At 75.0% G+C, this 2,715-nt stretch carries 3 protein-coding genes; 2 read left to right on the forward strand and 1 reads right to left on the reverse strand.

Going from position 1 to position 2,715, the window contains the following annotated elements; all coding sequences use genetic code 11:
* Together D3105_RS33255 and D3105_RS33260 are read left to right on the forward strand one after the other, a co-directional pair.
* Positions 1–523: CDP-glycerol glycerophosphotransferase family protein (locus tag D3105_RS33255; RefSeq protein ID WP_206273048.1), on the forward strand; the 523-nt coding region annotated here is incomplete at its 5' end.
* A gap of 107 nt (positions 524–630) precedes the next feature.
* On the forward strand, positions 631–1,854 hold the full coding sequence (locus D3105_RS33260; RefSeq protein WP_118906535.1) for a hypothetical protein: 1,224 nt from the start codon (positions 631–633) through the stop codon (positions 1,852–1,854).
* Positions 1,855–1,879: 25 nt separating this feature from the next.
* On the opposite strand, the gene D3105_RS33265 is transcribed toward D3105_RS33260, so the two are convergent.
* The gene (locus tag D3105_RS33265) at positions 1,880–2,500 is read right to left on the reverse strand and encodes a TetR/AcrR family transcriptional regulator (RefSeq protein WP_118906536.1); all 621 of its coding nucleotides are present in this window, start codon (positions 2,498–2,500) and stop codon (positions 1,880–1,882) included.
* Positions 2,501–2,715: the final 215 nt, after the last annotated feature.

The following is a 2,715-nucleotide window of genomic DNA, read 5'->3' on the forward strand; positions in this document are numbered from 1 at the left end:
GTCCGCCACCCTCCACTCCCCCGACCGCACGGCCCCCGGCCCGTACCGCTGGGACCCGGCGCTCGACCCTCACGCCCTGGCCCGGGCGCTCGGCCCCGGCCACACGGTGCTGGTGCGCCGCCACCCCCGGGTCACCGGCAGCGTCCCGGCCGGGCCCGGCGTGCTCGACGTCTCGCACCACCCGGGGGCGGCGGGGCTGCTCCTGATCGCCGACATCCTGGTGACGGACTACGCGGGGCTGATGTTCGACTTCGCGCTGACGGGCCGGCCGATGCTCTTCCACACGTACGACCTGGAGCACTACCGCGACACCGTGCGCGGGTTCTGCCTGGACTTCGAGACCCGGGCGCCGGGGCCGCTGCTGGTCACGACGGACGAGGTGGCCCAGGCCCTGCGCGACACGGGCACGACGGCGGCCCGGCACGCGGACGCGTACGAGAGCTTCCGCCGCGACTACTGCGACCTGGACGACGGCGGCGCGGCGGCCCGGGTCGCGGACCGGCTGCTGGCGGACGCGGAGTAGGCCCGCCCCTTCCCGGGCCCGCCGCACGGAATCCATCGGAACCTCTCGAAATCCCTCGGACGAGTGGCGGCGGGGAGAACGGGCCCGCCGCACGGAACCCATGAGGTGTGCCCCTCTTCTCCGCTGCCTCCGCTGCCTCCGCCGCCGCCGATCTCCCGCCCGCCGCGACCGTCGGCGACGGGGCCGAGAAGGCTGCCCGGCCGCCCTTGTGGCTGCCGTCCCCGTACCTCGTACTGGGCGGCCTGCTGTGGGCGGTGCTGTCGGCGGCGGCCTGGCAGGCTCCGCTGTGCTGCGAGGCCGGGCTCCAGGCGGCGGTCGTCGAACGGCTGCGGGTGAACCTGCTGCACCCGGCGTTCCCGATGACCGACCTGCCCGCCGTCGCGAGCGCGCACTACTCCCCCTACGCACTGCTCCAAGGGCTGGCCGCCCGCGCCACCGGGCTCTCCGGCCCGTCCGTCGTGGCGCTGGCCGCGTCGGTGAACCTGCTGCTCCTGCTCACCGGGATCGGCCGGCTGACCCGGCTGCTGACCCCGAACCGCTGGGTGCCGGTGCTCCTCCTCGTACCGCTGGGCCTGATCCACTGGGCGGACCCGGCCCGCTGGAGCGCGCCGACCACGTTCGCGGTCGCCGTCACCCTGCATCTGTGGGCGTGGACCGGCCGCGTGGCCGCCCGGGTCGCCGAGCGCGGCGATCCGGCACCCCGCCGGACGCCCCGGTGGTTCGAGGCGGCCGCGATCGGGGTGCTGCTCGGGCTCGTCCTGCTGGTCCACCCGCAGACGGCGATCGGCGCGGCCATCGGGTGTCTGACCCTGATCGCGTTCCGGACACGGACCCGGATCCGGCCGACGGTGTGGCGGTGGGCGTTCGCCGGGGTGTGCGCGGTGACCGTGGCGGCGCTGTGGCCGTACTACAACGGGCTCACCGCCCCGCGCGTCCCCACCGACAGCCAGACGACAGCGCCTCCGGCGGCCGAGGGCGTGAAGGCCGCCGGAGAGCCGTACTCCTGGGCGACCGCGTACGTACCGGCGGGCGAGGTGGTCCTGACGGACAGCCGTCCGGCGATGTACGCGCTGGCCGGGCACGGGGCGTACGTGCTGGCCGACGCCCTGCCGGACGCGGGGCTCGCGACCACGGAGCGGCGGGAGAGGAGCCGGGCGGTGGCCGCCTATCTCAATATGTCGACCCCGCAGGACCGCCGGGACGGGATCACGGCCCGTTACGGGGTGCGGTGGCTGCTGCTGACCCGCCACCAGCGGCTGCCGGAGAACGCGACGGTGCTGGCGTTCAGCCCGCGCACGGGCGAGGTGCTGGCACGGGTGGCGGCGGGCTGAGGATTCTCAGGCGCGCTGAAGGTCCTCAGGTGTGCTGGAGTGCGGCCACCGCCGAGGCGGCCAGATCGTCCAGGTAGCCCTTGGGGAGCTCGCCCCGGACGACGACCAGCCGCCAGTACAGCGGGCCGACGATCAGATCGAGCGCCCGGTCCGGATCGCTCCCCTCCGGCAGCTCCCCCCGGGCCACCGCCTCCCGCACGACCACGGCGGCGACGCCCTGCTGCTGGTCGAGGAGGGCGGCCTTGATCGCCTCGGAGATCTCCGGACTACGGGCCGCCTCGACCAGCAGGTCCGGGATGACCTGCGAGGCGACCGGGTGGCGCAGGGCGTACGCGGCCAGCTCCAGGACGGCGCGCACGTCCCCGTACAGCGAACCGGTGGCCGGGGCGGGCATCCCCTGGGCGGCGACGGCCGCGACGAGGTCGAGGACGAGCGCCAGCTTGGACTTCCAGCGGCGGTAGACGGCGGTCTTGCCGACCCCCGCGCGCCGGGCGATGCCCTCGATGGACATCCGGGCGAACCCCACCGCGGCGAGCTCCTCGAAGACGGCGGCGCGGATGGCGTCGGTCACGTCCTCCCGCAGGACGGCGGCGCCTGCGGGGGCGCGGCGTCGGGTTCCCCGTTCGGTGGTCATGGCCCGCAGCATAGTCGGCCGCGACGAAACGGTTGCGTTGCGACGTACAAGCGTCCTACTCTCAGCGTTACGACGATACGGTCCCGTCCCAACGAGGGCGTCCCTACGGGACCGTACCGTCCCGCCCTCCCCCATCGCCCCATCGGTGCCGAAAGCGGTCGATCGTTGAGTCAGACAGCAGCCCCGCCCCCGGTGACCGCCCCCTCCGAGGGCGCCCCGGCCACCGC

It is taken from the genome of Streptomyces globisporus, from assembly GCF_003501885.1.
Lineage (GTDB): Bacteria > Actinomycetota > Actinomycetes > Streptomycetales > Streptomycetaceae > Streptomyces > Streptomyces globisporus_D.

Excerpts from the sequence above, each read along its gene's own strand:
- D3105_RS33265 (WP_118906536.1), bottom strand. The coding sequence starts at position 2,500 with ATGCTGCGGGCCATGACCACCGAACGGGGAACCCGACGCCGCGCCCCC.